24 protein-coding genes are annotated in these 24840 nt (G+C 57.0%); 12 read left to right on the forward strand and 12 right to left on the reverse strand.

Annotated elements, in window-relative coordinates; translation table 11 throughout:
• The first annotated feature begins 190 nt into the window (after positions 1-190).
• Positions 191-733 carry an isopentenyl-diphosphate Delta-isomerase gene (gene idi / locus D1823_RS15890; protein WP_117871659.1) on the forward strand — a complete coding sequence of 181 codons (543 nt, stop codon included), beginning with the start codon at positions 191-193 and terminating at the stop codon, positions 731-733.
• Between the two features lie 58 nt (positions 734-791).
• On the forward strand, positions 792-1268 hold the full coding sequence (gene smpB, locus D1823_RS15895) for an SsrA-binding protein SmpB (protein WP_117871661.1): 477 nt from the start codon (positions 792-794) through the stop codon (positions 1266-1268).
• On the opposite strand, the gene glpK is transcribed toward smpB, so the two are convergent.
• From glpK to panB, 3 genes are all read right to left on the reverse strand, one after another.
• Positions 1265-2743, reverse strand: coding sequence for a glycerol kinase GlpK (gene glpK / locus D1823_RS15900; RefSeq protein ID WP_117871663.1), 1479 nt, complete (start codon positions 2741-2743; stop codon positions 1265-1267). The genes smpB and glpK overlap by 4 nt on opposite strands.
• Before the next feature lie 69 nt (positions 2744-2812).
• Positions 2813-3664: a pantoate--beta-alanine ligase gene (gene panC / locus D1823_RS15905; protein ID WP_117871665.1), complete on the reverse strand. Its 852-nt coding sequence runs from the start codon at positions 3662-3664 to the stop codon at positions 2813-2815.
• A complete protein-coding gene (gene panB / locus D1823_RS15910) occupies positions 3661-4500 on the reverse strand; it encodes a 3-methyl-2-oxobutanoate hydroxymethyltransferase (RefSeq protein ID WP_117871667.1) in 840 nt (279 codons plus the stop codon). The genes panC and panB overlap by 4 nt, the downstream gene beginning before the upstream one ends.
• A gap of 169 nt (positions 4501-4669) precedes the next feature.
• On the opposite strand from panB, the gene D1823_RS15915 reads away from it, so the two are divergent.
• The 6 genes from D1823_RS15915 (at position 4670) to D1823_RS15940 (ending at position 12169) form a co-directional block, all read left to right on the forward strand.
• On the forward strand, positions 4670-6157 hold the full coding sequence (locus tag D1823_RS15915) for an ABC transporter substrate-binding protein (protein ID WP_117871669.1): 1488 nt from the start codon (positions 4670-4672) through the stop codon (positions 6155-6157).
• Positions 6158-6218: 61 nt separating this feature from the next.
• Complete coding sequence (locus tag D1823_RS15920; protein ID WP_117871671.1) at positions 6219-7289, forward strand: hypothetical protein; 1071 nt, start codon at positions 6219-6221, stop codon at positions 7287-7289.
• A gap of 40 nt (positions 7290-7329) precedes the next feature.
• Complete coding sequence (locus tag D1823_RS15925) at positions 7330-8277, forward strand: ABC transporter permease (RefSeq protein ID WP_117871673.1); 948 nt, start codon at positions 7330-7332, stop codon at positions 8275-8277.
• Positions 8274-9089 (forward strand): ABC transporter permease, encoded by an 816-nt coding sequence (locus D1823_RS15930; protein ID WP_117871675.1) that lies wholly within the window; start codon positions 8274-8276, stop codon positions 9087-9089. The genes D1823_RS15925 and D1823_RS15930 overlap by 4 nt, the downstream gene beginning before the upstream one ends.
• A complete protein-coding gene (locus D1823_RS15935) occupies positions 9086-10684 on the forward strand; it encodes an ABC transporter ATP-binding protein (RefSeq protein ID WP_117871677.1) in 1599 nt (532 codons plus the stop codon). The genes D1823_RS15930 and D1823_RS15935 overlap by 4 nt, the downstream gene beginning before the upstream one ends.
• A 33-nt stretch (positions 10685-10717) precedes the next feature.
• The gene (locus tag D1823_RS15940) at positions 10718-12169 is read left to right on the forward strand and encodes an aldehyde dehydrogenase family protein (protein ID WP_117871679.1); all 1452 of its coding nucleotides are present in this window, start codon (positions 10718-10720) and stop codon (positions 12167-12169) included.
• A gap of 172 nt (positions 12170-12341) precedes the next feature.
• Here the strand turns inward: D1823_RS15940 and D1823_RS15945 are convergent, their stop codons facing one another.
• Complete coding sequence (locus D1823_RS15945) at positions 12342-13346, reverse strand: hypothetical protein (protein ID WP_117871681.1); 1005 nt, start codon at positions 13344-13346, stop codon at positions 12342-12344.
• 87 nt (positions 13347-13433) lie between these two features.
• Positions 13434-14726, reverse strand: coding sequence for a nicotinate phosphoribosyltransferase (pncB, locus tag D1823_RS15950; protein ID WP_117871683.1), 1293 nt, complete (start codon positions 14724-14726; stop codon positions 13434-13436).
• Positions 14727-14890: 164 nt separating this feature from the next.
• Between pncB and D1823_RS15955 the strand changes: the two genes are divergently transcribed.
• Entirely contained in the window at positions 14891-15421 is a 531-nt protein-coding gene (locus D1823_RS15955; protein ID WP_117871685.1) for a hypothetical protein, read from the forward strand.
• Here D1823_RS15955 and pncA read toward each other — a convergent pair.
• Entirely contained in the window at positions 15418-16011 is a 594-nt protein-coding gene (gene pncA, locus D1823_RS15960; protein WP_117871687.1) for a bifunctional nicotinamidase/pyrazinamidase, read from the reverse strand. The two genes, D1823_RS15955 and pncA, sit on opposite strands and share 4 nt — an antisense overlap.
• Before the next feature lie 96 nt (positions 16012-16107).
• Between pncA and D1823_RS15965 the strand changes: the two genes are divergently transcribed.
• Both D1823_RS15965 and D1823_RS15970 read left to right on the forward strand, forming a co-directional pair.
• Positions 16108-17013: a rhodanese-related sulfurtransferase gene (locus D1823_RS15965; protein WP_117871689.1), complete on the forward strand. Its 906-nt coding sequence runs from the start codon at positions 16108-16110 to the stop codon at positions 17011-17013.
• A 66-nt stretch (positions 17014-17079) separates the two neighbouring features.
• Positions 17080-17589 (forward strand): potassium channel family protein, encoded by a 510-nt coding sequence (locus tag D1823_RS15970; protein ID WP_117871691.1) that lies wholly within the window; start codon positions 17080-17082, stop codon positions 17587-17589.
• 6 nt (positions 17590-17595) lie between these two features.
• Here D1823_RS15970 and D1823_RS15975 read toward each other — a convergent pair whose 3' ends face one another.
• On the reverse strand, positions 17596-17925 hold the full coding sequence (locus D1823_RS15975) for a hypothetical protein (RefSeq protein WP_117871694.1): 330 nt from the start codon (positions 17923-17925) through the stop codon (positions 17596-17598).
• A 187-nt stretch (positions 17926-18112) separates the two neighbouring features.
• Here D1823_RS15975 and betB point away from each other — a divergent pair, with 187 nt between their 5' ends.
• Entirely contained in the window at positions 18113-19567 is a 1455-nt protein-coding gene (betB, locus tag D1823_RS15980; protein WP_117871696.1) for a betaine-aldehyde dehydrogenase, read from the forward strand.
• Between the two features lie 602 nt (positions 19568-20169).
• Here the strand turns inward: betB and D1823_RS15990 are convergent.
• From D1823_RS15990 to fliL, 5 genes are read right to left on the reverse strand one after another with little or no spacing between them, the layout of a single operon-like run.
• Positions 20170-22305, reverse strand: a complete 2136-nt coding sequence (locus D1823_RS15990) for a hypothetical protein (RefSeq protein ID WP_117871700.1) — start codon at positions 22303-22305, stop codon at positions 20170-20172.
• Positions 22302-23171, reverse strand: a complete 870-nt coding sequence (gene motA / locus D1823_RS15995; protein WP_117871702.1) for a flagellar motor stator protein MotA — start codon at positions 23169-23171, stop codon at positions 22302-22304. The genes D1823_RS15990 and motA overlap by 4 nt, the downstream gene beginning before the upstream one ends.
• A gap of 47 nt (positions 23172-23218) precedes the next feature.
• Positions 23219-23803: a MotE family protein gene (locus D1823_RS16000; RefSeq protein ID WP_117871704.1), complete on the reverse strand. Its 585-nt coding sequence runs from the start codon at positions 23801-23803 to the stop codon at positions 23219-23221.
• A complete protein-coding gene (locus tag D1823_RS16005) occupies positions 23800-24276 on the reverse strand; it encodes a hypothetical protein (protein ID WP_117871706.1) in 477 nt (158 codons plus the stop codon). Before D1823_RS16005 ends, D1823_RS16000 begins: the two co-directional genes overlap by 4 nt.
• Positions 24277-24285: 9 nt before the next feature.
• Complete coding sequence (gene fliL, locus D1823_RS16010) at positions 24286-24783, reverse strand: flagellar basal body-associated protein FliL (RefSeq protein ID WP_254683752.1); 498 nt, start codon at positions 24781-24783, stop codon at positions 24286-24288.
• Positions 24784-24840 lie beyond the last annotated feature (57 nt).

Genomic DNA, 24840 nt, shown 5'->3' on the forward strand with positions numbered 1-24840 from the left:
TGTGCACCACTGCACAAGGACCAAAGGCCGCAGCCCCTGCGGCCTTTGGTGCGATTGATAACATTGTGGAACAGCGACACTTTGATATCAAACGGCGGTTCGCGGAAAACGCCGAAACGCCAAGCCGACCCGGCAACAGCTATATTCAACATCAGCGCCCGTCAGGCGGATTGGCAGCAGGAGAGGACAGATGGGTATCATGATCCCAGCTTGGGTCAATGGTGAGTTGACCCCTGTAGACAAGCTTGAAGTTCACGAAAAGGGACTCAAGCACAAGGCCGTATCGGTGTTTGTCGTTAGGGGTACCGAGATCCTGTTGCAGCGCCGGGCGCTCGGTAAATACCACACGCCCGGCCTTTGGGCGAACACCTGCTGTACGCATCCAGATTGGGACGAAAGCTCGTCCACCTGTGCCGTGCGCCGCCTGCATGAAGAGCTTGGCATCACAGGTCTTTATCCCGAATACCGACACCGTCTGGAATACCACGCCGACGTGGGCAACAGCATGGTGGAAAACGAGGTTGTCGACGTCTTTCTGGCCCATGTTCGCGGCCCGCTGAAAATCGCGCCCAACCCGGATGAAGTAATGGAAATCCGTTGGATCGATTATCACGATCTGCTGGCCGAGGTGAAACGTCATCCGGACCGGTTTACGCCCTGGCTGAAGATATACCTTCACAACCACGCCGACACGATTTTTGGCCCTGATCTGATCATTTCGGCCAAATCCTGACCCAGGCTGAAAATCCGTGCCTTGCAAGGGCGGCTCAGGCCGCCTAAATCAACGCGTTATGGCCAAACAGAAGACAGACCCGAATTACAAGGTAATTGCCGAGAACCGGCGCGCCCGCTTCGATTATGCAATCGAAGAGGACATCGAATGCGGTATCGTTCTGCAAGGGTCCGAAGTCAAATCCCTGCGCGCGGGCGGCTCCAACATCGCCGAAAGCTATGCCATCGTCGATGACGGAGAGTTGTGGCTGGTCAACAGCTACATCGCGCCGTATGAGCAGGCCAAAGTGTTCAAGCATGAAGAGCGCCGCCGTCGCAAGCTGCTAGTGTCCCGCAAACAGATGTCCGATTTGTGGAATGCAACCCAGCGCAAGGGCATGACGCTGGTGCCGTTGGTTTTGTATTTCAACCACAAGGGGCTGGCCAAGATTAAGATCGGCATCGCTAAGGGTAAGAAAACCCATGACAAGCGCGAAACCCAGGCCAAGCGCGATTGGTCACGGCAGAAACAACGCTTGTTGAAAGACCACAGCTAGAACGCCATCGCCGCCTGTACCGCGCGTTGCCAACGGTCATAGGCCGCATCGCGGTCGGCTTGGTCCTGCGTTGGCTCGAACCGGCGATCCAGCGCCCATGTTTCCGCAAACCCGGCCTGATCCGGGTAAATTCCGGCTTTCATGCCTGCCAGCCATGCGGCGCCAAGGGCTGTCGTCTCCTGCATTACGGGGCGATCCACAGGCGCGCCAAGACAGTTCGACAGGCCTTGCATGGTCCAGTCAGACGCGCTCATCCCGCCATCGACACGCAGGATGACGTCGGCGTCGGCGCCCCAGTCACCCTGCATGGCGTGCCACAGGTCGCGGGTCTGGAAGGCGATGCTTTCCAGCGTGGCGCGGGCGATCTCTGCCCGGCCTGAATTGCGTGTCAGCCCGAACATCGCGCCGCGGCAATCGGGTTTCCAATAGGGTGCGCCAAGGCCGGTGAAGGCTGGCACAAGCACTACATGCTGGTTAGGATCGGCCTGAGCCGCAAGTTCGCCACTTTGCGGAGCTGAATCAATGATCTGCAACGCGTCACGCAGCCATTGCACGGCGGCCCCTGCGATAAAGATCGACCCCTCCAGCGCATAGGTACGCTGGCCGTCCAGCTGGTAAGCGATCGTCGTCAGCAGGCGGTTTTTCGACTGAACCGGTTGTGCGCCTGTGTTCAGCAGCGCAAAGCAGCCCGTGCCATAGGTTGATTTCATCATACCGGGCCGAAAACAGGCCTGCCCGATGGTCGCGGCTTGCTGGTCGCCTGCTACGCCCAGAATAGGAATGTCGCCCCCGAACAAAGTGGTGGTTCCGAAATCCGAGGCGCAATCCTTCACTTCGGGCAAAAGGTTCATGGGTACATCCAGCAGATCGCAAATCTCGGCGCTCCATGCGCCCTTGTGAATGTCGAACAGCAAAGTACGCGCGGCGTTGGTGGCATCGGTTGCGTGAACACTGCCTTCGGTCAGCCGCCAGATCAGGAAACTGTCGATCGTACCGAACAGCAATTCTCCGGCTTCTGCCCGCGCGCGGGCACCCGAAACGGTGTCCAGCAGCCATTTGACCTTGGTGCCCGAGAAATAGGGATCCAGCAGCAGACCGGTCTGAGCGGTGACGTCATCCTCGCACCCGGCTTGCTTATAGCGGGCACAGATATCGGCGGTGCGGCGGTCCTGCCAGACGATGGCATTGTGGATGGCCTTACCGGTTTCTCTATCCCAGACAACCGTCGTTTCGCGCTGGTTCGTGATGCCGATACCGGCGATCTGATCCGCTGAAACACCGGTGGTTTCCATCACCTCACGGCACACATGCAAAACGCTGGACCAGATATCCTCGGGGTCGTGTTCAACCCAGCCTTCCTGCGGAAAGTGCTGAGGAAATTCCTGCTGGGCGGTGCCCACAGGCCGCATCTGCGTGTCAAACAGAATGGCGCGCGAGGATGTGGTGCCTTGATCGATTGCCAGAATATGGGTCATTTCCGCTCTCCCCCGGTATCGTTTTGCCGGACTTTAGCGCAAACAATGGCGCAGGGGCCAGTACAGAAATCAGGCCGGATTGACCGGAATATTGTCGATCAGGCGGACGCCGTCTGTCCAGGCCGTGACGAACAGGCGGGCTGGCTGGGTGGCGCTGGACAGGCTTTCCAGCGTCTCAGCACAGCGGAGGTCGATATACTCGACTTCGGTGAAACCGACCTTCAGCAAGGTTTCCTTGGCATCCTGCGCCAGCATGGCAAAGTCTGCTCCCTCGGCCAGATCGTCGGCCACCTGCCGCATGACGCTGTTCATTTGTTCTGCGATCTTCAACCCCTGGGGGGAAAGAAGAAGGTTGCGCGACGACATCGCCATGCCCGACGGTTCTCGTACGGTCGGGCAGCCGATCACCTCGATTGGGATATTCAGATCGCGCGCCATCCGGCGGACAACCAGCAGCTGTTGATAATCTTTTTCCCCGAAATAGGCTCGATCCGCTCGTGTTTGCAGGAACAGCTTGGCGACCACCGTGGCCACGCCTTCGAAATGTCCGGGGCGGAAAGGGCCCTCCATCACGTCGGTCAGACCGGCGACCGATACCGTCGTCGAAAACCCTTCCGGATAGACTTCCTTCGGGTCCGGCACATAGACCGCATCGACTCCGTACGGGGCAAGCTTTCGGGCGTCCTCATGTTCGGTGCGGGGGTAATTTGCCAGGTCTTCGGGGTTATTGAACTGCTTGGGGTTCACAAAGATCGTCACGATCACCCGGTCGCAGCCCTGTTTCGCCGCCTGTGCCAGTGACAAATGCCCCTCGTGCAAAGCGCCCATGGTCGGAACCACGCCGATGGTCTCACCGTTTCGATGCCAAGTGGTGGTTTTGGCACGCAGTTCGGCCAGAGAGCGCAAAATCGGTGCGGTCATGTCTTTTGCCCTTTAGCCGGAGCCTGATCGGCAAAGACGTGTTCGTCTGCCGGGAAGGTCCGGGCGCGGACTTCGGCGGCGTATTCTGCAATGGCCGTTTCGGCCAACGGACCCAGCTCGGCATAGCGTTTGACGAATTTGGGTTTGAAGGCGGTGAAAAAGCCCACCATGTCGTCCACGACCAAAATCTGCCCGTCACAGCCCGCAGATGCACCGATGCCGATGGTCGGGATCGCAATCTCTTCGGTGATCTGGTTCGCCAGACCTTGCGGTACCTTCTCCAGAACGACCGAGAACGCGCCAGCCTCGGTCACGGCGCGGGCGTCTGCCATGACGGCTTCAGCCTGCTCGTCACGGCCCTGCACCTTATAGCCGCCCAGCGTGTTGATCGATTGCGGCGTCAATCCGATATGAGCCATCACCGGGATGCCTCGTTTCACCAGAAAGCGGATGGTTTCAGCCATTTCGACCCCGCCTTCCAGTTTGACCGCGCCTGCACTTGTGTCCGCCATCAGGCGTGCGGCGTTACGAAAGGCTTGTGTCGGGCTTTCCTCATAGCTTCCGAAAGGCATGTCGATGACCATCATCGCCCTGTCCAGGCCGCGAGACACGGCTTGACCGTGCAGGATCATCATCTCCATCGTGACCCCCAGCGTGGAGTCCATCCCGTGCAGCACCATACCAACGCTGTCACCGACCAGAACAAAGTCGCAATGCGCGTCCATCAGGCGCGCCATTGGCGTGGTGTAGGCGGTCAATGAGACCAGCGGCTCGCCACCTTTTCGGGCGCGAATATCCTCGGCGTTCGGGGCTTTCTTGCGGGCGGTGGCGCTCATGGATCGCTCCTGCAGTATTATGTTGCAGTGCGGCATAGCAGATCGGACGGGGCCGAAGAAACCCCGGTTGCGCGAACATTCCCTTGATTGACCTCAGGTTTACAGGAAGACTGTCGGTAAAACGGCCCTGAAAACAAGGGCACAACCAGTTTCAGTAGGGAGAGTTCACATGACAAAATTCATGTTTCGGACATTTGCATCGACCCTGGCCGTAGGGGCCAGCCTGCTTGCCACGCAGGCTTTGGCCAAGTCGGACATCACTATCGCGATGCAGCTTGAACCCCCGCATATGGATCCGACAAGCGCCGCAGCGCAAGCCATCGATTCGGTGGTCTATACTAATGTTTTCGAAGGCTTGACCCGCTTCATGGGCGATGGTTCGGTTGTGCCCGGCCTTGCCGAAAGCTGGGAGATATCCGAGGACGGTACGGTCTACACCTTCAAACTGCACGACGGGGTGACTTTCCATGACGGCACGACCATGGATGCAGAGGATGTCAAATTCAGCCTTGATCGCGCGACCGCCGAAGACAGCGCGAATGCACAGAAGGCCCTGTTTGCCGGTATTGAAAACGTGGAAGCGACGGACCCGCTGACCGTCAAAGTCACCCTGTCAGAGCCAAACGGAAATTTCCTGTTCAACCTGGCTTGGGGCGACGCAGTAATCGTCGCGCCCGAGAGCATTGAAAGCATCAAGACCAATCCAGTTGGCACTGGCGCCTATACCTTTGGCAACTGGGTTCAGGGTGACAGCATCACCCTGAACCGAAACCCCAATTATTGGGGCGAACAACCTGCATTAGAGACTGCAACCTTCAAGTTCATCTCGGACCCAACTGCCGCTTTTGCCGCCATGATGGCCGAGGATGTCGACGTATTTGACAACTTCCCCGCGCCAGAAAACCTGCCTCAGTTCGAGGCCGACCCGCGCTTTCAGGTTTTGGTCGGTTCGACCGAAGGCGAAACGATCCTGTCCACCAACAACAAGCAACCTCCGTTTGACAGTATTTTGGTTCGGCAGGCACTGGCACATGCCATCGACCGGCAGGCCATCATCGACGGCGCGATGTTCGGCTATGGTACCCCGATCGGAACCCATTTTGCGCCGCATCATCCGGCGTATGTCGATCTGACTGGCAATTCGGCTTATGACCCTGAAAAAGCAAAGGCGTTGCTGGCAGAGGCAGGATTCGAAAACGGGTTTGAGACCACGTTGCATCTGCCGCCGCCGTCTTATGCCCGCCGTGGGGGCGAAATCATAGCGGCGCAGTTGGCCGAGGTCGGCATCACTGCCGAGATCATCAATGTGGAATGGGCGCAATGGTTGGAAACGGTGTTCAAGGGCAAGGAGTTCGGCCTGACTATTGTCAGCCACACGGAGCCGATGGATATCGGCATTTATGCGCGCCCTGATTATTACTTCCAGTATGACAGCACGGACTTTCAGGCGCTGATGGACACGCTGAACACTACCACCGACCCCGAAGAACGCACCCGTTTGCTGGGTGAGGCACAGCGCCTTATTTCAAGCGACTATGTCAATGGGTACCTATTCCAGTTGGCCAAGCTGGGCGTTGCGAAAGTCGGAGTTCAAGGCCTTTGGGAGAATGCGCCCACCGCCGCAATCGATCTGACTCAGATCAGCTGGTCTGAGTAATAGTACAGCCTGCGCCGCGCTGGGCGGCCCGGCCTTCCATTGTGTCAGGGTGTTCTCACGCATGTTCTTGCTCCACGCCATTCCCGTCTTGGTTTTAGGTGTTTTCCTGGTGTTCAGTTCTTCGGTCGCCGCCACGGCTCAGAATGTGTTGGGTGGGCGGCTGGATGCCCTGTCCGGAACGCCCGAGAACCCGTTGGATGTTGGGATCGGCATTCGCATCGATCAGATCACCGGTGTTGATCAAAAGGCTGAAAACTACGGCGCGGTTGTGGTCTTGCGGGTGGAATGGACCGATCCTGCGTTGGCGTTTGATCCTGAGGAACAGCGGAGGGATGTCCGGGTCTTCAACCCACCCGACCTTGCCAATCATGCCGCAAGTATCGGTTCTGTTCTGCCGGCTTTTGTCATTCACAATCAGCAGTCCAACAAATGGATTCACGAATCCGCTGCATCCCTGCGATACGACGGACGGGTGCTGTATGTCGAAAAATCGTCTCTTACACTCCAGGCGCCACATTTTAATTTCCGAAAATACCCGTTCGACACGCAGGAGTTTCATTTCGAGGTCGTTTCGGTCTTTCCGTCTGAATACGTCACTTACCATCCGTTGAACGAATTCTCTGGCCTCGGAGATCAGCTGGGCGAAGAAGAGTGGATTTTGAACAATGCCCGGTTGGAAACGTCCAGGGTCCTGGGGCTATCCGGCAAAGAAAGCGATCAGGTCGCGCTTGTTTTTGAAGGCAATCGACATCTGACATACTACGTCATTCGGGTTTTCCTTCCGATGCTTGTCTTGATCTCGGTCGGCTGGGCGCTGTTTTTTCTGGATGAATACCGCCGGAGGATCGAGATTGCAGGCGGCAACCTTCTGGTCTTTGTCGCGTTCAACTGGGCAATATCCGCTGATCTGCCCAAGCTGGGTTATCTGACTTTTCTGGATTTTGTCCTTCAGTGCATGTTTCTGATGACCGGGGCGCTGATCGTGTTCAACGTCGCACTGCGACGACTGAAAGTGTCCGGCAAGGAGCGAACGGCGCGAACCCTGGACAACTATGCGATCAAATGGATCTATCCACTGGGGTATGCCGCGATCGTGGCCTATGCGGTTTCTGCTTTCCTTCTGGTGCCTTAGACGCTGGACCCGCGCGTGATGTGACCCTAACGTGGTGCCAATGCTCCGCTACGTCCTCAAACGACTGATTTCCTTGCTTGTCAGCCTGGCCGTCGCCTCGGTGGTCATCTTCGCGGTGATCGAGGTCGCCCCGGGTGATCCGGCATCGTTCATGCTGGGCGTCAACGCGCAGGAGGACACGCTGGCCGCGTTGCGGGTCGAGCTGGGTTTGGATGGGTCCAAGATACAGCGGTACCTCAATTGGGTGGGTGGCATGCTGGGGGGCGATTTCGGCACCTCATACACCTACCGCACGCCAGTGTCGCAGATGATCGCGGACCGGCTTTGGGTGTCGTTACCCTTGGCACTTTACGCGCTGACTCTGTCCACCTTGATTGCCTTTCCGGCCGGAATCTATGCCGCTGCGCGTCGGGGCAAACCGGGGGACCTTGCAGTGATGGGGGCGACGCAGCTTGGGATTGCTGTGCCCAATTTCTGGTTTGCGATGATGCTTGTGCTGATCTTCGCTATCAACCTGCGCTGGTTCAATGCAGGCGGGTTTGTGGGTTGGGGCGACGGAGTGTTAGCGGGCCTGCATTCGCTGACCTTGCCTGCTGTGGCTCTTGCCCTGCCACAGGCTGCGATTCTGGCGCGTGTCATGCGGTCGGCATTGCTGGACATTCTGGGTGAGGACTTCATGCGTACGGCTCGGGCCAAGGGCCTGTCCCGCCGTCAGGCCCTTTGGCGGCACGGGGTGCGAAATGCGCTGATCCCGGTGATGACCATCATAGGCTTGCAGTTTTCCTTCCTGCTGGCGGGATCGATCATCATTGAACAGGTTTTCTATCTGCCGGGTCTCGGGCGGCTGGTGTTTCAGGCCATTTCTGCCCGAGACCTCATCGTTGTGGAATCGGTCGTGATGCTGCTGGTCTTTGCCGTGATAACTGTAAATTTCCTTGTCGATCTTGCTTATGCGGCCGTGGACCCAAGACTGAGAAGCAGGACATGAGCCGGAACCTGATCCTTGGAGCTTTGCTGTCGTCGCTGGTGGTTCTGGCCGCGTTGGTCTCGTTCGTCTGGACCCCCTACAACCATGCCGTGCTGAACATTCCCGATAAATTGCAGCCACCAAACGGGCAGCATTGGTTTGGAACCGATCATTTCGGCCGCGACATGTTCTCGATGATCATGGTCGGTGCACGTACGTCGATTGCGGTGGCGCTGGTGGCCGTCGGCATCGGCATGGCACTTGGCGTTCCTCTTGGCCTGGCAGCGGCCGCGCGCAAAGGCTCATGGCTGGATGAGGTCATCATGCGTGGCAACGATCTGGTCTTCGCTTTCCCGTCACTGGTGATCGCCATCCTGATCACGGCAGTCTATGGCGCCGGAGCGATCAACGCCATTGTTGCGATCGGCATTTTCAACATCCCCGTCTTTGCCCGGATCACTCGCGGGGCAGCTTTGTCACTTTGGGAGAGAGAGTTCATCCTCGCCGCCCGTGTGTCGGGCAAAGGAGTGGCGCGGATATCAGCGGAACATATTCTGCCCAATGTCGCCAATCTGCTGATTGTGCAAGGGACCATCCAGTTCAGCCTTGGTATTCTGGCCGAAGCGGGACTGTCATATGTCGGCCTGGGCGCGCAGCCTCCGACGCCCAGCTGGGGCCGGATGCTGGCAGATGCGCAGACGATGGTCAGTTTTGCCCCGCATTTGGCTCTGATTCCGGGGCTGGCGATCATCGTTACAGTGCTGGGTCTGAACTTGCTGGGCGATGGTCTGCGCGACTGGCTGGACCCTCGGATCAGGGTGGCGCGGGCATGAGTTTGTTGCAGATTGAAAACCTGTCGCTGATGATCCACGGAACACCGATCCTGAAACAGGTCAGCCTGTCCATTGCCCCTGGTCAGATCGCGGCCGTGACAGGTGAAAGCGGCTCGGGCAAATCGATGACCGCTTTGGCGGTGATGCGATTGCTGCCGCATGGGGCCAGCGTGGAAGGTGCGATCCGGCTGGACGGTCAGGATCTGCTGACACGGTCAGAATCCGATATGTGCACTTTGCGCGGTGCGGCCATGGGAATGGTGTTCCAGGAACCGATGACAGCGCTCAATCCGGTGAAAACCATCGGTGAACAGGTGATGGAAACGATCCTGATCCACAAGGCGATGCCCCAGCCTCAGGCCCGAACACGCGCCGAAGAGGTGCTGACCCGCGTCGGCCTGCTACCTGATCGGCTCCCCCTTTCACGCTACCCGCATGAGCTGTCCGGCGGGCAAAGGCAACGCGTGGTCATCGCCATGGCCATCGCTCTGCGCCCCAAGCTGTTGATCGCGGACGAGCCGACGACAGCGCTGGACGTCACGACACAGGCGCAGATCCTCGACCTGCTCAAGGGTCTGGTGCGCGAATATGACATGGGGCTGCTGATGATCACCCATGATCTGGCCGTTGTCTCTGATATGGCGGATCAGATCACCGTCATGCGCCACGGAGAAGTGGTTGAAAGCGGGGCCACACAGCACCTGCTGCGTCACATGCAACACCCCTATTCCCGAATGCTGTTCGAGGCGTCTGGCCATCAGGTCACTTTGCCGGAACCCGCGCAACCACAAACGTTGCTGGAGGTAAGCCAAGTTGTCCGGGACTACCGCCTGCCCCGAAAAGGCCTGTTGGACGCGCCGCGCCATCACCGGGCAGTGGATGGTGTCAGTTTCTCCCTCAACCGGGGGGAGCGGTTGGGTTTGGTAGGTGAATCCGGATGTGGAAAATCGACCCTAACGAGGGCAATATTGGGCCTGGAGGACGTTCAGTCCGGCCAGATCCAACTGGGTGGTCAGCCGGTTTTCACTGGGCACAAACCCAACCTTGCAGTCCGCCGGAAGATGCAGGTGGTGTTTCAGGATCCATATGGCAGCTTCAACCCCCGCCACCGTGTCGCGCGCCTGATCACCGAGCCTTTCCATTTGCTGGACACCCCGCCAACCGGATCAGAACGACAGGATCAGATATCTGAAATTCTGACGGCGGTCGGCCTCGGCCCCGACGACGCGGGCAAGTACATCCATGAGTTTTCGGGCGGGCAACGACAACGGATCGCTATTGCACGCGCCCTGATCATTCGGCCCAAACTCATATTGTTCGACGAGGCGGTTTCGGCCCTCGATGTTTCGGTCCGTGCTCAGATCCTCGATCTGCTCGCCGAACTGTGTGAAGCCTATGACCTGACCTATCTGTTCATCAGCCATGACCTGAGCGTTGTCCGCACGATCACCGACCGTGTGATGGTGATGCAGTCCGGGCGGATCGTTGAACAGGGTCAGACAAAGCAGGTGTTCGAAGACCCGCAGCACCTGTACACGCAAAGCCTGATTGCCGCTGCGCCCCAGTTGCCCGAGATAAGGCCACTGACGGCGTAAAATCCTTTTTTAGAGCCTGATTGGAGGCCCAGAATGACTCAGAAAACTTGGTTTGATCCCACCTTGTGCCTGATCGGCGGGCGCTGGACCCAAGCGGATACGGGCGACAGCCTGCCTTTGATCAACCCTTCAGACGGGACCGAGATTTGCCGAATCGCCCGAGGGTCCGAGGTGGATGTCGACGCGGCGGTCAAAGCTGCCCGATCTGCGTTGAAGGGTGATTGGGGGCGAAAGACGGCCTTGGAGCGCGGCCGTATCCTGACCCGGTTGGGCCAACTGGTGCAGGAACGGGTGGACGATCTGGCGCGGCTTGAGGCGATGGATGTCGGCAAACCGCTGACGCAGGCCCGGGCAGACGCGGTCGCCCTGGCGCGCTATTGCGAGTTCTACGGCGGTGCGGCGGACAAGGTGATGGGCGAGACCATTCCCTATCTCGATGGCTACACCGTCTATACCCTGCGCGAACCGCATGGGGTGACGGGCCATATCGTGCCCTGGAACTATCCGATGCAGATTATCGGGCGTTCGGTCGGGGCGGCGTTGGCCATGGGCAACGCATGTGTTCTGAAACCAGCGGAAGAGGCCTGCCTGACCGCGTTGGCCTTTGCCCATCTTGCGCAACAGGCCGGGCTGCCAGCCGGAGCATTGAACGTCGTGCCCGGTCTGGGGGCCGAGGCAGGCGCGGCGCTGTCCGGACATTCGGGTGTAAACCACATCTCGTTCACCGGTTCTGTTGCCACAGGGGCCCTTGTGCAGCAGGCGGCGGGACGCAACGTGGTGCCCGTGACGCTGGAATTGGGCGGGAAATCCCCGCAATTGGTTTTTGACGATGCCGATCTGGATGCAGCGCTGCCGTTTCTGGTGAATGCGGGTGTCCAAAATGCGGGCCAGACCTGTTCCGCCTCATCTCGCATCCTGGTGCAGCGGGGCGTCTATGAGCAGGTCAGATCGCGCATGGCCAAGGCCTATGAAGAACTGACCGTCGGGCCGGCGATGCAGGATCTGCGCGTTGGGCCGTTGATCTCGGACCGGCAGAGACAGATTGTCAGGGGCTTTCTGAAAACAGCCACGGACCTGACTATCGCTGCGCAGGGGCAGATTGTCGATGACGCGCCAGAAACCGGAGCCTATGTCCGGCCCACTTTGTTCGCAGACGTGCCACCAGATCATCAATTGGCACAGGCCGAGATTTTCGGCCCGGTTCAGGTTCTGATCCCGTTTGACACCGAAGAACAGGCTCTGACCATAGCGAATAGTACGGAATACGGCCTGGTCGCCAGCGTCTGGACGCGGGACGGTGCGCGACAGATGCGGTTGGCGAAAGCGCTGCACTCAGGTCAGGTTTTCATCAACAACTACGGTGCAGGCGGCGGCGTTGAACTGCCGTTTGGTGGGGTGGGAAAATCCGGCCATGGCCGCGAAAAAGGGTTCGAAGCTTTGTACGGCTTTTCACAGTTGAAGACAGTTGCCGCGTTTCACGGGTAACATTTACCCAGGCAGTTCAGATCAGCTTTGCTTCCAATGCGTGATTGCCCCAAATCTGTGATGTCCGCGTGGCAGAATGCCCACTGAACCAACCTCCGACGACTTCGTCGGAAACCTTGGCGCTGGGGGGGAACTTTTGTCTGCCGCCGTCTGCCAGGATCACCAAGTCAAACTAGACCCGAACTGAATACGGCGCATTGATCCGGCCTGAATTCAGGTTGTACTTGTGCCAGTGTACCGGGCAGCTTAGGAAAACGACCTTGTTGAATTGTGCCCCCATCTCGGCGGCTTTCATGACGACATTGCAGCCGTGGCTGTGGGCAACCACATCGCAGCCGTGATAAGCCTCAAGATCTATCCAGTTTTTCAGGTGTTTGGCAGCAATATGTCGGCCGCGGTCGGACCACCGGCCCTCCCATTCATAGTAGTTCCGCCCTGAAAAGATGTCGTTGCGATGCGGCTTGATGTAATTATGCAGATCTCCGACATGGGGATAGTACCATGTGGGGTCGGGATTGACTTCGAAGTGCGTGCCATGAACAAGAAGCAACCCCGGGACACCGGCTTTCTGTTGCGCGGGCGCCGTTGGAACCTTCGAACCCAGCGGGTCTGAAATCAGAGCGGACGACAACACAGTAAGCAAATCTTGCGAGAGCGGCTCCAACTGCGCCCAACGTGCCGTAAACACACCAAGCCAAAGACGTGGCGGAAAAGATTCCGGCGAATACAGTTTGAGGCACGAACTCAGTGCGGCAAGAGCAACAATTGAATCAGGGGCTGCCAGACCAAGCTTCAAAGCAGCGTCAATATGTTCGAGGTTCGGCTGTTCTTCTGCTGCTCTGATCGCCTCGAACAAACGTTGGTAATACCCCTCAGGCTCTGGCGAAGTAAGCAGGTCAACGGGCCTTAGGTCGCCGGGGCCAATAAAGAAACGCATGTATTCGTGGGCGGATATTTGGCGGTCGTCAATTGGTCGGAATCCGAGCATGACAAGCTGTTTGGACAGAACGGCATCGTCAGTTTCTTCCAAATCGCGGTCCAACAGGAAAAGGTCGCTGTCATTGTTTTCGGCTTGCAGAAACTGCGCGCGGGATATCAGGTATGCGGCGTAGGAAAAAAGTGAAAGCTCGTCTCGGGATCCGCCGGTTTCGTAGAAGTTCTTTGGTTCAAAAATCATTGTATCTCAACCTTACTGCTCGTTGGGAATGCTTTCCAAACTAGCATCAGGTGAGTTGCTGACAAATGTTGAACTCGCCGCCGTGGTTCAGACGATCACTTCGATCGCCTTTTGCTCTCCGACATCAAACACCCGCTTATAGCGCTCGATCTGGTCTTTCGGCCCCATCGCTTTTTCCGGGTTGTCCGACAGTTTCACCGTCGGGCGTCCATTGGCCGATACCGCTTTGCAGACCAATGAGAACGGCGCCAGCGCGTCATTGGGAACGAGCCCGCGAAAATCGTTGGTCAGCAAGGTTCCCCAACCGAAGGAAATATTGGCGCGGCCCGCAAACTGGGCATGCAATTCCTGAATTTTCTCTACATCCAGACCGTCAGAGAAAATGATCCGTTTCCGTGTCGGGTCTTCACCGCGCGCTTTCCACCAGTCGATGGCAACCTCGGCTGCCGCTGCCGGGTCTCCGCTGTCGATGCGAATGCCGGTCCAACCCGCCAGCCAGTCAGGAGCATTGTCCAGAAACCCCTTGGTGCCATAGGTGTCGGGCAGGATGATGCGCAGGTTGCCGTCATGCTCGTCATGCCAGTCGCTGAGCACGTCATAAGGGGCTTGCGCCAACGCTTCATCCGTGTCGGCCAGCGCGGAATAGACCATGGGGAGTTCGTGCGCATTGGTGCCGATGGCCTCGACCTCGCGTCGCATGGCGATCAGGCAGTTCGAGGTTCCGGTAAAGGATTCGCCCAACCCTTCGATCATCGCCTGCACGCACCAATCCTGCCACAGGAAGGAATGCCTCCGTCTGGTGCCGAAATCCGCGATCCCAAGCCCGTTTATCGAGCTCAACTTTTCGATCTTCTCCCAAACTCGGGTCATCGCGCGGGCGTACAGCACCTGCAATTCGAACCGGCGCATATCGTTCAGCACAGCGCGCGAGCGTAATTCCATCAACACCGCCAGCGCGGGGATTTCCCACAACATGACCTCGTGCCATTTGCCTTCAAAGGTCAGTTCATATTGGTCATCTTTGCGTTCAAGGTGATAGGGCGGCAGGCGCATATTCTCGAACCACTCCATGAAGTCGGAGCGGAACATCTGCCGTTTCCCATAGAACATGTTGCCGCGCAGCCAGGTGCTTTCCCCCCGGCTGAGGCTGAGGGACCGGATGTGATCCAACTGTTCCCGCAGTTCGCCTTCATCGATCAAACGCGCCAGAGGTACGTGATTCGACCGGTTGATCAGCGAAAATACAACGTCTGTTTGGGGCTTGTTTCGAAACACTGACTGGCACATCAGCAGTTTGTAGAAGTCAGTATCGATCAAAGACCGTACAATCGGGTCAATCTTCCATTTGTGATTGTAGACGCGGGTCGCGATGTCGACCATGGGGAACTCCTGCGATTTCCGTAGTTAGATCAATCGACTCCGGAAATGGCAAGAGTCGCTGATTTGGTGACAATGCCAGTTTGACGTCACAATACCGGCATATTGTGCATTGTTTTCACCGGTTAGTGAGAAGAGGGGATGGAAAGACGAAACTGAGTTTGTAAATGGGTATCGAGTACGATTTTGATATTGTTAACGTAGCGTTGGATGATTTGGACCCCGAAAAGCTGGGTGCTGACTCTGATACGGAACGCCGGGTGTGTGCAGTGTTCCGAGATATCAGAGCCGCGGACGCGTTGCGTGGAACATCACCGAAAATCCGCAAGATTTTTCTGGATGCCGGATTCAGTCTCGAGTCGCGCAACAGCGGCATTGTGCCTGGTGTGTTTCCAGCCGAAGATCAGGCGGATCGGGTGCGAATTCTGCGGTCGCTGTTTGAAAGCATCAGGGCGCGTGGAATTCAGGGTGAATATTGCGGCGATTTCAACCTTTGGGATTTCCTGCATTATGTGCGAACAGCGCAGCCCATGGCGGGGATCGTACGCAGCCGGCCGATGCGCGTTCCGTCACCACCGTCAAGCCAGACCAACCCGGAACGTCGCACTGTACCTGGACGCATTGGGTTTGCGCTGGGTCTGGCTGTTGTTCTGTTCGTAATGATCAAGCTTTTGGCCGCCGCAGGTGCCACACCTTAGGTCAATACGACTCCGGCGTTCCGCATCGCCTGCTCGGCTGCTGCCAGCGAACCGTCCATATCAATCGCGCGGCAGGCATCCATGCGAACTGTGACTCCGAAACCCAACCGGGCGGCGTCCACAGCGGAAAAGTGGACGCAGTAATCGGTGGCCAATCCCACAAGGGTCAAATGGTCGATGCCTCGGGTATCGAAATAGCCTTTCAGACCTGTCGGTGTCTGGTGGTCATTCTCGAAGAACGCGGAATAGCTGTCGATGGCACCGCGGAACCCTTTGCGAAGGATCAAATCGCCATCCGTGCGCAATTCGGGATGAAAACCCGCGCCCTGGGTGCCTTGTACGCAGTGATCGGGCCACAAAACCTGTGGGCCGTAGGGCAATTCGATCAATTCGAACGGGTTTTTGCCATCGTGGGAGCTTGCGAACGAAGAATGCCCTGCAGGATGCCAGTCCTGAGTCAGGATCACGGCGTCGAACTCGTCCATCATGGCATTTATCGGTGCGACGATCTCGTCCCCCTCTGCCACAGCCAGTGCGCCACCGGGGCAAAAGTCGTTCTGGACGTCGATCACGAGCAGGGCATGGGTCATGGCGGTCTCCTGTATTTACTCTATCGGTAGGCGGCGGCGCGCAGGGCGTCAATGCAATCCCTTGCGACTCTGGGTCTGCGAAGGTAGATCGCGCATATGTACACAATCGCTGCCCTCTATCACTTTACCCGTTTCGCGGATCCAGCCGCGTTGCGCGACCCCTTGCTGGACCTGTGCCGTAAGCGGTCCGTCACCGGTACGCTGCTGCTTGCACAGGAAGGGATCAACGGCACAATTGCTGGCCCGCGTGCCGGAATCGACGCCGTGCTGACACATATCCAATCCTTGCCGGGCTGTGCTGATCTGGAGTGGAAGGAAGCGACCTCGGACCATCCGCCTTTCGGCAAGATGAAGGTGCGGTTGAAGAAAGAGATCGTGACCATGGGTCAGCCCGATGTCGACCCGCGCGCCCGTGTCGGTTACTATGTCGACCCGCAGGAGTGGAATGACCTGATCCGTTCTGAAGATGTGGTGCTGATCGACACGCGAAACGATTACGAAGTGGCAATCGGGACGTTTGAAGGCGCAATAGACCCTGAAACAGCCAGTTTCCGCGATTTTCCGGTATGGTGGGAACAGAACAAGGACCGCTTTCACAACAAGCGGGTCGCCATGTTCTGCACGGGCGGTATCCGTTGCGAGAAATCCACCAACTACCTGCTGGGTCAGGGGGTCGAGGATGTCTATCACCTCAAGGGCGGTATCCTGCGGTATCTTGAGGAAATGCCCGCTGAAGACAGTTCGTGGCAGGGGGAATGCTTTGTGTTCGACAATCGTGTTTCGGTTGGTCACGGGCTTGTTGAAGGGCCGCACAAGCTCTGTCACGGCTGCCGGCGTCCAATCCTTCCGGAGGATGTGAAGCGCCCGGAATACGAGCATGGCGTTTCATGCCATCAATGCATCGATGAGACTTCCGAGGCTGATAAAATGCGCTTTCGCGAGCGGCAAAAGCAGATTCTGCTGGCGCGCGAACGGGGTGAGGCGCATCTGCGGCAGGACTGAATTCGGGTTGCAGGCCTTTGCGTTAGATCGGATGATCTGCTCGCAGGCCAGATTGAAGGGGCGTTCATGCACCGCAAACCCACGACTTTGGATGAATGGAAATCAACCCTGATTGCAGCGTTGGGGCTGGTTCTGGCGAGCTTTCTTGCCTGGTATGGTCTTTCGCGCCTGAGCGAGGCGGCTGCGGGCGACACGATTGGCACAATCGCTTCGGTTGGCCTGTTGATCTGGCTGGTGTCGCAGTCTTGGTATTACATGACCCAGGTGAAGTCGCCCCGCAGGCTTTTGTTTCTGATGGGGGTGTCGTTCATACAGGTTGTCCCCTTCCTGTTCGCCGCGGTTTACGGCGCCTTCGGGTACAACGACCACTGTGTCATCGGCGCAGAGGGTCCGGGTGATATTCTGTATTTTTCCTACGTCACCTTCACCACAGTCGGATATGGCGACATGTCCCCGACCGGTCTGTGCCGTGGGCTCGCCGTGTCCGAAGCCGTGACGGGATATATCCTGCTGGGAATGTTTGTTGCCGCAGCAGTTTCGCTTTACGCCCGTAATCACAATCAGGAAAGACCCTAATAAGGGCTATTTGTTCTGCTCGATCCAGCGAGACATCATTTTCTTGTCACGGAAACACTCGGTCGGGATCGGGCGGCGTTTACTGCGTGAAATCCGCTCGGCAAATGCAACCTGCTTACCTGTCGGGTAGTTGTCGAATTTCGAAGAACCACGCGGTTTGTGGGCCGAGATCCAATCAGACAAGAGCCGCCGGTCACGTTGTGCTTCAACCGGGATCTCAAGTGCCGATTGCTCGGCGATCGCGCGCGCATATCGCATTTGCCGGTCAGTCACCGGAAGCAGGTGGTAATCATTGTTTGGCCCATTAAGGGCTGCGTGACGTGCTTGCTGGGTCATCGGTTTTTCCTCTGACTGAGTAGAACATAAATAGAACATTAACCAAAAATTTCAAGGTTTGCGGGGTCTGGCAGGCGTAAAGTCGCCTTTTTGATGAATTTATTGACTGGTCAATCAATAACCGATAGGCCGATTTTCAACGGACCATTTGTCCCGTCCAGACGAGTGCGAAAGAAAAGGACACGGTATGAACTTTCAGCCCAGAGCCAGCCATTTCATTGACGGCGAATATGTCGAAGATGCAAACGGCGCTGCCCTTGAAGTAATTTACCCCGCAACAGGCGAAGTGATTGCGCGTCTGCATTCAGCGACGCCGGCGATCATAGATAAGGCTCTGAATAGCGCAAAAAATGCTCAGGCGGCTTGGGCGGCACTGTCCGGGACGGAACGTGGCCGAATTTTGCGCCGCGCGTCCGATATCATGCGCGAACGCAACTACGACCTGTCCGTTCTGGAAACCCATGATACAGGCAAACCGATTCAGGAAACCACAGTGGCCGACGCCACCTCGGGTGCAGATGCGCTGGAGTATTTTGGTGGATTGGCCGCCTCTCTGACAGGAGAGCATATTCCGCTGGGCGGGGGTGATTTCGTCTATACTATCCGCGAGGCGCTGGGCGTTTGCGTCGGGATCGGCGCCTGGAACTATCCCACGCAGATCGCCTGCTGGAAAGGTGCCCCAGCGCTTGCTTGTGGCAATACGATGGTATTCAAGCCTTCGGAAACTACGCCCCTTTCGGCATTGAAAGTGGCTGAAATTCTGGTCGAGGCTGGCGCACCCAAAGGCGTCTACAACGTGATCCAGGGTTACGGCGATGTCGGTGCTTCGCTGGTCACCGATCCGCGTGTGGCCAAAGTCTCTTTGACTGGTTCAGTTCCGACGGGCCGCAAGGTCTATGCTGCCGCAGCGGATGGCATGAAGCACGTGACCATGGAACTCGGCGGCAAATCCCCGATGATTGTCTTCGAAGATGCCGACATCGAAAACGCTGTTTCAGGTGCGATTCTGGGCAATTTCTATTCTTCGGGTCAGGTCTGTTCCAACGGCACCCGCGTCTTTGTACAAAAAGGTATCAAAGAGGCCTTCCTGAAGCGCCTGTCCGAACGTCTGGTCAACGCGAAAATCGGCGATCCAATGGACGAGGACGTCAGCTTTGGACCGATGGTCAGCAAGAACCAGATGAACATCGCCCTGAGCTATATCGAAAAGGGCAAAGCCGAAGGCGCAAGATTGATTATTGGCGGCGAGCGGATCGACCGGGACGGCTATTATTTACAGCCCACGGTTTTCGCTGACGTCACGGACAACATGACCATCGCGCGCGAGGAAATCTTTGGCCCTGTCATGTCGGTGCTGGATTTCGAGACCGAGGAAGAGGTGATGACCCGCGCCAATGACACCGAGTTCGGTCTGGCCGCAGGTGTCTTCACGAACGATCTGACCCGGGCGCATCGAATCGTGGCCGGATTCGAAGCAGGCACTTGCTATATCAACACCTACAACCTTGCCCCGGTCGAGGCGCCGTTTGGCGGGTCGAAAATGTCCGGTGTCGGACGCGAGAACTCGAAACTGGCGATCAACCATTTCTCGGAAATGAAAACCGTCTATGTCTCGATGAATGATGTTGAGGCTCCGTACTGAATCAAGGACGGTTGTCCGCTGTTATTGACGTCTCTGCTGCCGGTGTCTGATGCCGGGAGCAGAGGAAACGCCCTGCCAGCCAGTGGCTGGGTATACTGCTCTGACAACACCGATGCCTGCCAGCGTGTTGAAAAAGTGGGTTTTGCAGAATTTGTGTTCAAAGACGCTGTCATCCTCAGCCGATTGGCCCGGCCCGGTGAGGATACTCGTCCGCGATTTTTCTGGCCACTGAACTCATTGAAGACGCGGAACCTTTGCCGCCGTATTTCGCTGATATGGCGTCTCGTTTTCACATATCTGCGGTAAATGCCACAGCACCGGTTGTTTCACGGGCGGTCAGCCGACGTGACCTTATTGATCGAGGAATGTGGCCTGAAATTCGGCGGCCTGTTCTTCGGCGTCATGTCCGGAACCTTGCATCTCTGAAAAAGGCTAGAGCCATATTTGCATCCCCGCCTGATCGGGCGTCCTGATTGGATCGGCTTTGAAGCAACGGCACAAGGCTTCCAGCGCTGCCAGAAGTTGAAACGCATCGCAGGGTATACCGGAGTCGGGAACTGCGTTCACTTTTCCGGGTGTAGCCGGAAAAGTCGCGAAATACGTCATTCTATCCCGACAGCGCTCAACATATCTTCGATTCGCTGACGGGCGGACTGGCTGTCTTTCAACAGGTTTTCCGCGTCCGCCAGCGGTCTTTCCGCCGACCGTACCGGCAGGTCAGACAAGGCTTGGGTGGTTTGTTTCAATGCCGCGTATTTCCCGCCCGTAGGCTCCAGCCTCTCATCCGACACCCCGGCCAGCCAGAAATAGCGGTTTGCCGCTTCGTTTTGTTCGAGGCCTCGGAACATATCACCTGCGGCTGCAAAATCTTCTGTTGAAACCATCGCTTGCGCGCGCAAGGCAAGCGCCTCATCGGAATTGTCATCAGCCAGCTCCAACAGGGCTTGATGAGGGCGCCCCGACAGCAGAGCGGCCCGAGCCCGCAACCGAGCCCGATCCAAGCGCCGCGACTGATCTTCCGGTCTGTTCGCCAGCGCGAATGTCTGCTCAGCAAAGCCCAGATCAGCAAGGCGGCTGGCCAATGCAATTGCAGTTTCGGTTGTTAATACGGCAACCATGTCCGGCTGCATTACCTCCATCGTCTGGTGTAGAAAGGTTGCGTCGTCCGATCTTTCGGAAAGCAAATGCAGATGCCGATTGACGGCGCTGTCGCTATCGGGGCCGGGTGGCAGCGCTTTGATCACGTCGAAGGCGCGGTCGAATTCCTGGCTCAGGCTCAGAGCGATCGCATAGGTACGGTTCATAATCGGACCCAGTTCCGATCGCCTGAACTCGACCGCATAAGACGCCGCCAGATCAAGTTCCTGGGAAGAAACGGTTTTGCGTTCAGACCAACGTTTTTCCACCAAGCGCGCCAAAGCCAGCGGAGACTCAGCCGCGGCGTGGGTTGAGGTTATAACTTCGGTCAACAATTCTTCTTCACGTTCACTGTTACCTTCCGCTTTGGCAACGCTGGCTTTGGCCTGAGTGACACTGGGCGTTGTTTCCGGTTCTATCCGGTCAACGGAACGAATGACTCTGCGTGCAGCCTCCAGTTGTTGAGCGCTCACAAGTATTTGTGACAGCCGCGGCCCTAGCAGGCGGCGAAGATGATCCGGCAGTCTTGCAAATGCGTGCTCGATAGCTTCAATATTTGCGTCAGGTGCCAGTTCCTTTTCGGACAACACAGCCCAAAGCGCAGCATCACTTTCACATCGTTGCAGGCCAATGAATGGACTCATCGGAAGCGTCGCTCGGTTATCAACAACCCGCGCAATTGCTGAAATTTGTTTGGTGCCGTCTGGCGGTGTCTCCACCAACTTCAAAACACTCAGCGCTTCGGCCCCGAAGCCGTACGAGGTGTAGAGCTTAGCCAGTTTCAGAGCCTTTTCGTCGTCAACTTTGTCGAACTCTTTGTACAGCCCTAAGCGAAGAGCCGACACTTGGCTTAGAAAAGGTGCCTCCCCTGACCAGGACGCAAAATTCAGCCCGCCAGCTGAGATACAGGCAGGTCTTGGATCAATTGGTTGCAGCTCTGCGTTCAGAATGTTCTGCAAATCGTCCAAAACCGTGGTCAGACGCACGTTCGAATTCAATTGGGATGAGACAGCTGTTGTATCGGGTGAGACGGTATTGCGCGGCCCGACAGGTGCAAGCTCCAAGTCCAGTATCTTGCGATCGGTCCCTTGCAAAAGACGGATCGACAGCTGGTCCTTTATCCCTTGCTCAGTCATGGTGAGGAGTGGCAGATTCAACCCTGTGTCGATGTATGGCGGCGTGGCTTCGGCTGTTCTCCCGCTCAAGGGTGGCGGTATATCCTCAAGAAGCGGCGGCAAAAAATCCCCTGGCATGATGTCCAGTACGATCATCGAATTTCTGTACAGAAACGCCGACGCTACGCAGTTGCATCCGAATTCCATCTCCAATGCGCTGCCGGGGCTTTTCTGTGACAAGGAGGTCAGGCGGTTCGTGGTCAAACGCCCAAAAACCGAGTTGGTTTTGAATGTCACGTCGTCCAGGGCAATTGTAATGCTTGCGCCGTTCTTACGTTGCGCCAGCACCCAACCAGTATCCGGTGGCACGTCGAAAACCAGACGTGTGTATCCGTCATGCTCTCCGGATCGCACCACCACTCCCTGTGCGGTCACGACATTTGCAGCCGTGACCAAAACCGCTATCAGAAATCCGATACGCTTCATGCTGCAGCCTGCTTGAGCTCTTTTAAAGCGTCCTCCAACTCCGAAAAGCCGGGGCGGTTGTGAGTTGGGGTATTTTGGCGTCCAACCTCGATGCACATGGCGGCATTATGATTATGAAGATTGGCAACCAGCACTTCCTTGATCAATTGATAGAAGTGGTTGTCTTCTTCAGCCACGGCTTTCAATTTGCCAGCGAAGGGGCCGACCAGACCATAGGCCAGAAAAACGCCCAGGAACGTACCCACCAGGGCACCCCCGATCAATTTCCCCAGCACTTCGGGTGGCTGATCGATTGATCCCATCGTCTTGATTACGCCCAAAACCGCAGCAACAATCCCCAGCGCGGGCAGGCCATCTGCTACTGTCTGAAGCGCATGGCTGGAGTGCATGGCATGATGAAAATTTGCCTCCATGCGCTTCTCCAGAACCTCTTCAACCTGGTGTGGATCGTCATAGTTCATTGCCGCTGACCGCATCGTGTCACAAATCAGGTCGACGGCCTCTTTGTCGGATTGAATCTTGGGGTATGCAGAAAACAAGCTGGAGTTTTCAGGGTCTTCAACATGCTGCTCAACCTCCACGGGGTTGGCGCGGGCAATACGGATCAACGAAAACAGAAGACATAGAAGGTCGCGATAGTCTTCGGGTTTCCATTTCGGGCCTTTGAACACTTTGCCCATGTCTTTGATCGTATGTTTCACGCCACCCATGTCGTTGCTGATCAGAAAGGCTCCTACGGCCGCACCGCCGATCATCATCATTTCGAATGGAAGGGACTTCATGATGATGGTCATCTTGCCGCCTGCCGCAAGATAGCCCCCGAAGACCATTACGAAGATGACAACAATTCCAACAATTCCAATCATTTGAGATCTCCAGATGAGTTCTGTGCAAAACCGGGCAACACAGGCGATTATTCCTGCGGGGCCGAGGCGTTGCGACCGGCCATGACAACGCTGATCGTGTAGGCAGCTTCGGGACTTAGGCCCGCCAGTACGCCAGCCGCTGCGTCCGCCGGCATGCGGGACAAGAACCCTGCGGCAAAGGTCGGGTCCATGGTTTCAAACAATGCGGCTGCGTCCTTTGGTTTCATGTTCTGGTAAACATCCGTTAAGCGCGCCAGATCGTTCTCTGCCGCCCTGTCTGCAACCGCCAGTGTGTCGCGCAGGGAATCTTCCGCGTCCTTCAAGGCCGTCAGGCGCGTTTCAACGGCTTGGGTTGCGATTTCCAGTGCTTTTTCCTGATCGCGTAAATCATCCTCTCGCTGTTTGACGCGTTTCTCCCGGCTCAAAAGCTCTGCCAGCACAACCTGAACATCGCGTGTTTCGGACGCGGCAGGCTTGTTTTCCACGGCTTCGGGTGTCACCGGTTTGGCGAGCGCAGGTCCCGCCTCCAAGCCAAGGCGAATGGCTGCCGAGCCGATCATCAGCAATGAGATGACGGCAAGCACACCACCGCGCGGGCGTGTATTGTGTTTGGCGTTCCGCGCAAGGCTCATACCTGCGCCTCGCTCTGCTTGCGGTCATGCCGGAAGAACATCAGGCCCTCTGGCGCTTTGGGTGGCTCTTCACTCGCACCAGTTTCGACCGGTTCCGCTGTTTTCTCGTGCCCGGTGCCCATTTCCTCTTCAGGTTGAGGCTCGTCTTGGAGAGACTTTGCTTTTTCCGGGGCAGCAGTTTCTTCTTCGGGGATGATATCATGCAGAGATGCCATCATGAGTTCCAGGCGCTGTGCCACGGTTTCAGCCCTTTGCGTCAGCGCCTTAAGCTGATCACCCGATTGATCAGAGGCGTTTCGCGCGCTGTCCAGGGATTTCTTCAGCTCTTCTGCCTGGGTCGACAACACGGCCACTGCACCACCGACGCCTTTTTCAAGATCGGTGAACCGCTTGAGGCGGCGCGACAGCACAAAGCAATAAAGACCCGCGCCCAACGCACCGGCGACCAGCAAAATATCCGCAATCAGCTCCAATTCCGCCTCCTAATTCAGCACAAATTCCATCACCAGCACATCGCGAACGCGCCCTTCGCCGACGACTATTCCAATGCGTCGCAGCAGGTGACCTCGGATGCGCGTCAATGCCAGTGAATCCTCCAGGTCCTTCAGCTCAACGGCTCGCAGGTAACCGTTCAGGACATCCATGATTCGTGGCTGCATTTTTTTCACATCATCCATGTACGGCGCGTTAACTTCGAGCTGTGCGTGGAACTTCAAATGCCGCGACTTGCCGGAATTCACCGATACAACGACCGGCGGCAGATCAATAAACCCGACATCTGCCAGCGCTTTGGCAGGTTCGTCTTTCGCCCCGTCTTTGTTGGTCTCAACTGCGGCTTTGCCGCCCAGCGGAATCAATCCGGACGATGTCAGGAAATACCCGCCCGCAGCTCCGACGACCGCAAGGATCATCCCGATTAGCATTCCCTTTTTCCCTTTTTTCTCGGTGGGTTCCGCCAGTTTGTAGGTTGCGTCGGTCATGACGTCCTCATTCATCCGTTCTGTCTCTGTCATAACCGTGCAGGGACTAACCGATTG

It is taken from the genome of Ruegeria sp. AD91A, assembly GCF_003443535.1.
GTDB lineage: Bacteria > Pseudomonadota > Alphaproteobacteria > Rhodobacterales > Rhodobacteraceae > Ruegeria.

Excerpts from the sequence above, each read along its gene's own strand:
- D1823_RS15955 (WP_117871685.1), top strand. The coding sequence starts at position 14,891 with ATGGGTATCGAGTACGATTTTGATATTGTTAACGTAGCGTTGGATGAT.
- glpK (WP_117871663.1), bottom strand. The coding sequence starts at position 2,743 with ATGACCCATATTCTGGCAATCGATCAAGGCACCACATCCTCGCGCGCC.
- panC (WP_117871665.1), bottom strand. The coding sequence starts at position 3,664 with ATGACCGCACCGATTTTGCGCTCTCTGGCCGAACTGCGTGCCAAAACC.
- betB (WP_117871696.1), top strand. The coding sequence starts at position 18,113 with ATGAACTTTCAGCCCAGAGCCAGCCATTTCATTGACGGCGAATATGTC.
- smpB (WP_117871661.1), top strand. The coding sequence starts at position 792 with ATGGCCAAACAGAAGACAGACCCGAATTACAAGGTAATTGCCGAGAAC.
- D1823_RS15990 (WP_117871700.1), bottom strand. The coding sequence starts at position 22,305 with ATGAAGCGTATCGGATTTCTGATAGCGGTTTTGGTCACGGCTGCAAAT.
- D1823_RS15935 (WP_117871677.1), top strand. The coding sequence starts at position 9,086 with ATGAGTTTGTTGCAGATTGAAAACCTGTCGCTGATGATCCACGGAACA.
- fliL (WP_254683752.1), bottom strand. The coding sequence starts at position 24,783 with ATGACCGACGCAACCTACAAACTGGCGGAACCCACCGAGAAAAAAGGG.
- D1823_RS15965 (WP_117871689.1), top strand. The coding sequence starts at position 16,108 with ATGTACACAATCGCTGCCCTCTATCACTTTACCCGTTTCGCGGATCCA.
- idi (WP_117871659.1), top strand. The coding sequence starts at position 191 with ATGGGTATCATGATCCCAGCTTGGGTCAATGGTGAGTTGACCCCTGTA.
- motA (WP_117871702.1), bottom strand. The coding sequence starts at position 23,171 with ATGATTGGAATTGTTGGAATTGTTGTCATCTTCGTAATGGTCTTCGGG.
- pncB (WP_117871683.1), bottom strand. The coding sequence starts at position 14,726 with ATGGTCGACATCGCGACCCGCGTCTACAATCACAAATGGAAGATTGAC.
- D1823_RS15920 (WP_117871671.1), top strand. The coding sequence starts at position 6,219 with ATGTTCTTGCTCCACGCCATTCCCGTCTTGGTTTTAGGTGTTTTCCTG.
- D1823_RS16000 (WP_117871704.1), bottom strand. The coding sequence starts at position 23,803 with ATGAGCCTTGCGCGGAACGCCAAACACAATACACGCCCGCGCGGTGGT.
- D1823_RS15970 (WP_117871691.1), top strand. The coding sequence starts at position 17,080 with ATGCACCGCAAACCCACGACTTTGGATGAATGGAAATCAACCCTGATT.
- D1823_RS15975 (WP_117871694.1), bottom strand. The coding sequence starts at position 17,925 with ATGACCCAGCAAGCACGTCACGCAGCCCTTAATGGGCCAAACAATGAT.
- panB (WP_117871667.1), bottom strand. The coding sequence starts at position 4,500 with ATGAGCGCCACCGCCCGCAAGAAAGCCCCGAACGCCGAGGATATTCGC.
- D1823_RS15925 (WP_117871673.1), top strand. The coding sequence starts at position 7,330 with ATGCTCCGCTACGTCCTCAAACGACTGATTTCCTTGCTTGTCAGCCTG.
- D1823_RS15915 (WP_117871669.1), top strand. The coding sequence starts at position 4,670 with ATGACAAAATTCATGTTTCGGACATTTGCATCGACCCTGGCCGTAGGG.
- D1823_RS15945 (WP_117871681.1), bottom strand. The coding sequence starts at position 13,346 with ATGATTTTTGAACCAAAGAACTTCTACGAAACCGGCGGATCCCGAGAC.
- pncA (WP_117871687.1), bottom strand. The coding sequence starts at position 16,011 with ATGACCCATGCCCTGCTCGTGATCGACGTCCAGAACGACTTTTGCCCC.
- D1823_RS15930 (WP_117871675.1), top strand. The coding sequence starts at position 8,274 with ATGAGCCGGAACCTGATCCTTGGAGCTTTGCTGTCGTCGCTGGTGGTT.
- D1823_RS15940 (WP_117871679.1), top strand. The coding sequence starts at position 10,718 with ATGACTCAGAAAACTTGGTTTGATCCCACCTTGTGCCTGATCGGCGGG.